Source organism: Streptomyces sp. NPDC020597 (genome assembly GCF_044335095.1).
GTDB lineage: Bacteria > Actinomycetota > Actinomycetes > Streptomycetales > Streptomycetaceae > Streptomyces.
In genome coordinates this window covers 68416-75761 of the sequence record NZ_JBIRUL010000035.1, presented here as the reverse complement: position 1 = coordinate 75761, position 7346 = coordinate 68416, and the positions used below count along the sequence as shown (strand labels likewise).

Below are 7346 nucleotides of genomic sequence, written 5' to 3'. Positions count from 1 at the left end.
GGGGGGGGGGGGGGGGGGGGGGGGGGGGGGGGGGGGGGGGGGGGGGGGGGGGGGTTGGGGGGGGGGGGGGGGGGGGGGGCCCCCCCCCCCCACTCCGCACTCGTGGCGGCCCGTCCCGGGCGATCCGCCGGCGTCAGGCCCCTCGCTGTGCGCCGACGAGCCGGCGGCGGTAGCCCACTCCGGCGGCCTCGGCCGCGACCTCCGTCACGTATCTGCCGTACGGCGACTTCATCCCCTCGCCCAGCCGTCGGCACGTGTCGGCGTCGATGAAGCCCATCTGCAGCGCGACCTCCTCCAGGCAGGCGATGCGCACCCCCATGCGCTCCTCCATGGCCTGCACGTAGATGCCGGCCTTCAGCAGCGACTCGGCGGTGCCCGTGTCGAGCCAGGCGAAGCCCCGGCCGAGTTCGATGAGCTTGGCCTTGCCGCGTTCCAGGTACCACCGGTTGACGTCGGTGATCTCCAGTTCGCCGCGCGGCGACGGGGTCAGGTTCTTGGCCACGTCCACGACGTCGTTGTCGTAGAAGTACAGGCCGGTGATCGCCCGGTCGGACTTGGGTTCGGCCGGCTTCTCCTCGAGCGAGACGAGCCGCCCCTCGGCGTCGGTCACCCCGACGCCGTACCGCTCGGGGTCCGGCACCGGATAGCCGAAGAGGACGCAGCCGTCCACGTCACGGGCGTTGCGGCGCAGCAGCTCCCGGAATCCCGAGCCGTGGAAGATGTTGTCGCCCAGCACGAGGGCCACCGGGTCGGCGCCGATGAAGTCGGCCCCGATGGTGAACGCCTGCGCCAGGCCGCCGGGGCTCTCCTGCGCGGCGTAGCTGAGCGAGATGCCCAGCCGCGAGCCGTCGCCGAGGAGCCGCTGGAAGTACGGCATGTCGGTGGGTGTGGTGATCACGAGGATCTCCCGGATGTCGGCCAGCATGAGCACCGACAGCGGGTAGTAGATCATCGGTTTGTCACTGACGGGGAGGAGCTGTTTCGACACGGCCAGAGTGATCGGATGCAGCCGGGTCCCCGTGCCTCCGGCGAGGACTATCCCCTTCATCGTGGTCGCCCGCCTCAGGCGGCCGGACGGTCCTGGTCGATGACGCGCTCCCGGGTCCGGATCTCGCCGGTCTCGGTGCGCACCAGTTCGTCCACCACGGTGAAGGTCGGCTCGAAGTCCACCTTGCCGGCGGCGTCGGTCCGGGTGACCAGGCAGACGTAGTCCACCCGCCAGCCGTCCGCGGTCTTCTCCACGAGGTAGTGGTCGAACCAGTGCCGGGGCACGACCGACCGGTACCGCGGGAGGGCGGCCTGCATCGCCGCGACCATCGCCGCACGTCCGGCGAGGCGTTCGCCGCGGTGCGCGTGGTCGATGACGCCGTCCTCGGTGAAGGTGTCGGCGAACTCCTCGATCTTCAGGGCGTCCATCAGGCGGCACTGTCGGGCGTAGAAGCCGAGGATCTCCACGTGCTCCTCGGCCGTCACCTTCTGCCGCTCAGCGGTCTGCGTAGCCACGGTGTGCTCCTCCTCGGGCATGGGTTTCCTTCTCCGGAAGCGTTCTCCGGGCAGCTCGAAACCGACTGGACTACCGCTGCACCGGAATTCCCCGAAGCCGGACTCACCGGGTGTTCCAGTGGGGCTCATGCCGTTCGGGCCATCCTTCCGACAAATTGTCGCGGCACTTTCTTCGCACCGGGAACGGAGTTCGGAATGACGTTGCAACAGGTCCGGTCGGAAATGCGCGAGGTCGCCTCGTCGGTCTACGCCTGGATTCAGCCCGACGGCGGGTGGTGCCTGAACAACGCGGGGCTGATCCTCGACGGGGAGTGCGCGGTGCTGGTCGACACGGCCGCCACCGAGCGCCGTACCCGCGTGCTGGCCGAGGCGGTGGGCGCGCTGGCGCCGGCCGGCCCGGACTTCCTCGTCAACACGCACTTCCACGGCGACCACACGTTCGGCAACTCCTACTTCAAGCCGCGGGCGACGATCATCGCCCACGAGAACTGCGCCCGGGACCAGATAGCCGCGGGCCCCGGGCTGCGCGGCCTGTGGCCGGACGTGGAGTGGGGGGAGACGCCGGTCCTCGGGCCCGACGTGACCTATCGCGGCGACGAGGCCGCCGTCCACTCGGGCGGCCGGCGCATCGCGCTGCTGCACCCCGGGACGGCCCACACCACCGGCGACACGGTCGTGTGGCTGCCCGACGAGGGGGTCCTGTTCACCGGGGACGTCGTGTGGTCGGGGAGCACCCCGTTCTGCCTGATGGGCTCGGTCACGGGGTCGCTGGAGGCGATCGGGCGGCTGCGTGCGCTCGGCGCGCAGACGGTGGTGCCCGGTCACGGGCCGGTCGGCGGCGCGGAGTTGCTGGACGAGACCGCCGCGTACCTGAGCTGGCTGCTGGACGTGGCGCGAGAGGGGCTGCGCGCCGGACGGTCGGCGCTGGAGACGGCCCGGGCCACCGAACTGGGCGCCTGGGCCGCCTTCCTCGACGCCGAGCGCATCGTCGGAAACCTGCACCGCGCCTACGCCGAGCTCGCCGGAGCGGTGCCGGGCGCGCCGATCGACGTGGCGACGGCCTTCGGGGAGATGACGCAGTTCCACGGCGGTCTCCCGGTGTGCCACGCCTGAACGACGCCCGCGGCGGACGACCCCAGCCCACGACCGCGACGGACGACCCAGGCAGACGACCGAGGCGGACGACCGAGGCAGCGTGGTCGGCCGCATCCCGCCTGGGCGGTCGGTGAACGAAGGAACCCAGGACCGACTCACGCACGCTCGCTTCTCGACACTCCCGGAGAGCAGGCGGGTGAGGTTGAGCGGTTGAGACACGTCAATGCCCCGGTATGACGTCATCAGCCGACCATGATGTCCAAAAGTTTCACTATGCCACGTACGTGGCTATACGGGAGAGGAGGTGCCGTGTCGGCGACCAGGCGAAGATACCGTCGGATTCTGCCCCTCGCGGCCGCGCTGCTCGTGCTGGGATTCACGGTGCCGGAGACAGCGACCGGCGCTCAGGCAGGCCACGGCGACGTCATCGTGGCGACGGAGCACATCCAGGCCTCTGCAGCGAGGGTGGTGACGCCTCGAGGGAACGCCCAGAGCGAGGACTCCAGGGAGGCCAAGGGAGCTCTCCGGACGGAGACCGCCCGGCAACTCGGCGCACCGCGGGACGTGCAGCCGCAGAAGCGCCCGGACATCGGCGGTCAGGAGACCTCGCCTGCCCGTCCGCCGGCCGTCCGGCGAAGCTTCGAAGGCCTCAACCAGGGAACGCTGCCCGACCTTCCGCCGGACACTCACGGCGCGGTCGGGTTGCGGCATTTCGTTGAGGTCACCAACGGCACCGGCCTCGGGATCTTCAGGAAGTCGGACGGCGTGAACGTGGCGACCGTGTCGTTCGCCAGCTTCTTCGGGTACACGACGACGAGGATCTTCGACCCGCGCGTCGTCTACGACAAGCAGCGGGACCGGTGGATCGTCGTCGCGGAGGCGTTCCCGGAGCCGAACACGACGGTCCAGAACGTCTTCCTCGCGGTGTCCACGACGTCGGACCCCACGGGCTCCTTCTTCGTCTACCGGATGGACGTGCCGGAGGGAACGGACTTCTTCGACTATCCGCAGCTCGGACTGAACGAAGACGCCGTGATCATCACGGGCAGCATCTTCGACCCGACCGACGCCTACCTCCGCACACGGGCGTTCGGAATCCCCAAGTCCGCCGTCTACCGCGGGGTCGGATTCTCGGTTCCGTACTTCAATCTGGGCAACCCGGGGACCGTCGCCCCGCCGATCGTCGAGGACCGCAACCCGGACGCCTTCCTCCTGTCAGCCAGTGTCACCGCACCCGGCGCACTTCGCCTCTTCCGTGCCAGGGGCCTGGGAACGGCCGACGCGACCATCGCTCCGGCGGTCGATGTGCCGGTGCCGACGTTCGCCGCACCGCCCGCCGCCCGCCAGCCCGGGGCGACCGACCGGCTCGACGCACTCGACGGTCGGTTCCAGAACGCCAGCACCCAGATCGGCGATCAGCTGCTCAACGTGCACACGATCGCCACGGGTGGGGGTGGATTCCCGACCCCGAGGTGGTACCAGATCGACACCACCACGGCCACCGTGCCCGCCGGCCGTTCCGGGCTGGTTCTCGAGTCCGGTGACTCTGACGACTTCAACCCGGCGGTGGTCGGCTCGTCCGTCGGGCGAACCGGAGACAACCCCATCGGGCGGATGTTCTTCACCTGGTCGGCAACCGATGTTCTCGGCGCCGACGTCCACCAGGCCAGGGTGAAGGGCGCGAGCCGCTTCGCGACCGATCCGGTGAACGTCACCGGAGGGACAACCTTCGCGGAGGCGACCGCCCCCTACAACCCCACCCCCGCTTCCATCGAACGCTGGGGAGACTACTCGGCCGTCACCATCGACCCCGTCCGCGACCAGTGTCGCAGCGGACACGGCCAGAGCGCCTGGCTGGTCAACGAGCGGCACACGACCCCCACTCAGTGGGGATCACGTATCGGGCGTCTCGGTCACTGCTGAGTCACCGCCGGACCTGATCCCCGCTCCGGGGCTGGAGGGGTGCCCGCGCACCCCTCCAGGTGGTGCGCGAGGTCGCGCGGCTTTCTACAGTTGATGACGGAAAACCCGCTATCAGCCGGCGAGACGTCCTCCGGCGGGGAGGAGCGCGCACGTGCAGGCGCTTCGACCGATCCACTGCCCACCACCCCATCTCCCAGGCGCCCTGGTAGCGCGCCGGCGGCCCGGGCGGCAATGTCTTCTCGGCGTCGCGCTGGCAGCGCTCGTCCTCGGATGTCAGAGCCCGGGCAGCCAGCATCCCGGCCGGTCCGCGACTCCCGGTGCGGCATCCGGAGTGAGGGGCGTGGTCGTCTCGTGGCCCCACTGCCCGGTCGAGGGGATCTCCGGGAAAGAGAGGGCGGACGGCTGCCAGGGCACGCCGACGGCGGCCACCGTCCAGGTCCGGGACCAGTCGACGCACGGTGTCGTCTCCACCCTGCACAGCGGGCAGAAGGGGCGGTTCAGACATTCGCTCCGGCCGGGTGCGTATGTCGTGACGGCCCGTGCCTCAGGCACGTATTTCTGTCACTCGGTGAACGTGGCCGTCCGTCCCGGTGAGTACACAGACGTGACGGTCGTGTGCGACACGGGCCTCCGCTGAAGGGGCGTCGCACGCTCTGACGGGCGACGGGCGACGGGCTGCCCGTCCAGTTCGGGCCGCGCCGGGCGCCGGTGACCGGTGAAGCGGCCGGCGGTGTGACCGGATTCCCGATCACACCATCGGCCCTTCGCCGCCGCCGGGGCGGAAACCCGACGTCACCCCCACCGCGATCCACAACCGGTGACCTTCGAAGACGGGCCCTGGTGCCGACCCGACGTACCGGGCTGCTCCGGGGTGGGCGGGGTCTGCGGGTCCGGCAGGCTTCCCCAGCCGGTTTCTGGGGGTGTGTCCGCGGCGGACGGGTTTCCCCAGCCGCCGCGGGCCGGGCCGGCGTCCGGGCGGCGCCCCCACACGGTCGCCGCGGGCCGGTCCGGGCCGGGCCAGTCCGCCAGGCCGGCCACGGCCGGCACGTCGGGGGTGAGGCGCTGTGCCCAGTCGGCCACCGCGGACGGATCCGCGGCGGACCGGTGCAGGCGGGTCAGCAGCGCGACGGTGAGGGCGGCGATCTCCTGATCGGTCGGCCGCCCGGAGCGAATCGTGAACAACGGGTCCGCGGTCACGGCTACATCGGGGGGTTGCCGTGTTTGCGCGGCGCCAGGGAGGCACGCTTGCCCTCCAGCATCTCCAGCGCCCGCACGAGGGTCTCCCGGGTGTGCGCGGGGTCGATGACGTCGTCGACCAGACCGTGCTCGGCCGCGTAGTAGGGGTGCATCAACTCCTCCTGGTACGACCGGATGCACTGCTCCCGGGTCCCCTCGGGATCGCCCGAGGCCGCGATCTCCCGGCGGAAGATGACGTTCGCCGCGCCCTCGGCCCCCATCACGGCGATCTCGTTGGTGGGCCAGGCCAGGGACAGGTCGGTTCCGATGGAACGCGAGTCCATGACGATCCAGGCGCCGCCGTACGCCTTGCGCAGGATCAGCTGGATGCGGGGGACGGTGGCGACGCAGTAGGCGTAGAGCAGCTTCGCCCCGTGCCTGATGATCCCCTGGTGTTCCTGCTCACGGCCCGGCAGGAAGCCGGGCACGTCGACCAGGGTGACCAGGGGGATGTTGAACGAGTCGCACATCTGGACGAAGCGTGCGCCCTTGTCGGAGGCGTCGATGTCCAGGGTCCCCGCCGAGACCATGGGCTGGTTGGCGACCACGCCGACGAGCCGGCCGCCCATCCGGGCCAGCGCGCAGACGATGTTGCCCGCCCAGTTCGGCTGGATCTCGAAGTACTCGCCGTCGTCGACGATCTCCTCGATGACCTTCAGGATGTCGTAGGCCTGGTTGGCCGACGACGGGACGAGGTCGAGGAGGGCGTCGTTCCTGCGGTCCACCGGGTCCGTGCAGGGGACGACCGGGGGCAGCGCCCGGTTGTTGGCGGGGAGCAGCGACAGCAGGTAACGGACGTCGGCGATGCAGGCGTACTCGTCGTCGTAGACGAACGAGGAGACGCCCGAGACGCCGGCGTGGACGTCGGCGCCGCCGAGGCCGTTCATGCTGATGTGCTCGCCGGTGACGGCCTGGACGACGTCCGGGCCGGTGATGAACATCTGGGCCACGTCCCGGACCATGAACACGAAGTCGGTCAGCGCGGGCGAGTAGGCGGCCCCGCCCGCGCACGGTCCGAGGATCACGCTGATCTGCGGGATGACGCCGGACGCCTGGGCGTTGCGGCGGAAGATCCCGCCGTACCCGGCGAGCGCCGTGACGCCCTCCTGGATCCGGGCCCCCGCCCCGTCGCACAGGCTGACCAGCGGGGCGCCGGCGGCGAGGGCCATGTCCATCAGCTTGTGGATCTTCGCGGCGTGGGCCTCGCCCAGGGCGCCGCCGAACATACGGAAGTCGTGCGCGTAGGCGAAGACCTTCTGTCCGTGGACCAGCCCCCAGCCGACGACGACCCCGTCGGTGTGGGGGCGTTTGTTCGCCAGTCCGAAGGCGGTCGCCCGGTGTTTGCGGAACGCCTCGATCTCGACGAACGTCCCCTCGTCGAAGAGCAGCTCGATGCGCTCCCTGACGGTGAGTTTGCCCTTGGCGCGCTGGGCTGCGGTCGCCTCGACGCTCGGTCCCTCGCGGATGACCGCCTTGAGCCGGGCGAGCTCCTCGGTGCGGGTCCGCAGGTCGTTGCGTTGGACGGCCTCCTCGAGGTCGTCCGGGAGTATCGCGCTCCCGGCCGACTCGGCGACTGACGTCAGCATGAA

7 protein-coding genes are annotated in these 7346 nt (G+C 70.7%); 2 read left to right on the top strand and 5 right to left on the bottom strand.

The genetic code is table 11. The features are described from left to right. Window positions 1–133: 133 nt before the first annotated feature. Both rfbA and ACH4ZA_RS35675 read right to left on the bottom strand, forming a co-directional pair. Window positions 134–1048: a glucose-1-phosphate thymidylyltransferase RfbA gene (gene rfbA / locus ACH4ZA_RS35680; protein WP_398433301.1), complete on the bottom strand. Its 915-nt coding sequence runs from the start codon at window positions 1046–1048 to the stop codon at window positions 134–136. A gap of 14 nt (window positions 1049–1062) precedes the next feature. Continuing rightward, window positions 1063–1503: a nuclear transport factor 2 family protein gene (locus ACH4ZA_RS35675; protein WP_319275504.1), complete on the bottom strand. Its 441-nt coding sequence runs from the start codon at window positions 1501–1503 to the stop codon at window positions 1063–1065. A 195-nt stretch (window positions 1504–1698) separates the two neighbouring features. Here ACH4ZA_RS35675 and ACH4ZA_RS35670 point away from each other — a divergent pair, with 195 nt between their 5' ends. Together ACH4ZA_RS35670 and ACH4ZA_RS35665 are read left to right on the top strand one after the other, a co-directional pair. Beyond that, on the top strand, window positions 1699–2616 hold the full coding sequence (locus tag ACH4ZA_RS35670) for an MBL fold metallo-hydrolase (RefSeq protein ID WP_319275506.1): 918 nt from the start codon (window positions 1699–1701) through the stop codon (window positions 2614–2616). A 291-nt stretch (window positions 2617–2907) separates the two neighbouring features. Beyond that, window positions 2908–4521 (top strand): hypothetical protein, encoded by a 1614-nt coding sequence (locus ACH4ZA_RS35665; RefSeq protein WP_319275508.1) that lies wholly within the window; start codon window positions 2908–2910, stop codon window positions 4519–4521. A 273-nt stretch (window positions 4522–4794) separates the two neighbouring features. On the opposite strand, the gene ACH4ZA_RS35660 is transcribed toward ACH4ZA_RS35665, so the two are convergent. The 3 genes from ACH4ZA_RS35660 to ACH4ZA_RS35650 form a co-directional block, all read right to left on the bottom strand. After that, on the bottom strand, window positions 4795–4992 hold the full coding sequence (locus ACH4ZA_RS35660) for a hypothetical protein (RefSeq protein ID WP_319275510.1): 198 nt from the start codon (window positions 4990–4992) through the stop codon (window positions 4795–4797). A 321-nt stretch (window positions 4993–5313) separates the two neighbouring features. Beyond that, complete coding sequence (locus ACH4ZA_RS35655; RefSeq protein WP_319275512.1) at window positions 5314–5718, bottom strand: acyl-CoA carboxylase epsilon subunit; 405 nt, start codon at window positions 5716–5718, stop codon at window positions 5314–5316. Window positions 5719–5720: 2 nt separating this feature from the next. Continuing rightward, window positions 5721–7343, bottom strand: coding sequence for an acyl-CoA carboxylase subunit beta (locus ACH4ZA_RS35650; RefSeq protein WP_319275514.1), 1623 nt, complete (start codon window positions 7341–7343; stop codon window positions 5721–5723). Between the last annotated feature and the right edge of the window lie 3 nt (window positions 7344–7346).

Coding starts and splice junctions, on each gene's coding strand:
- ACH4ZA_RS35650 (WP_319275514.1), bottom strand. CDS start 7,343: ATGCTGACGTCAGTCGCCGAGTCGGCCGGGAGCGCGATACTCCCGGAC.
- rfbA (WP_398433301.1), bottom strand. CDS start 1,048: ATGAAGGGGATAGTCCTCGCCGGAGGCACGGGGACCCGGCTGCATCCG.
- ACH4ZA_RS35670 (WP_319275506.1), top strand. CDS start 1,699: ATGACGTTGCAACAGGTCCGGTCGGAAATGCGCGAGGTCGCCTCGTCG.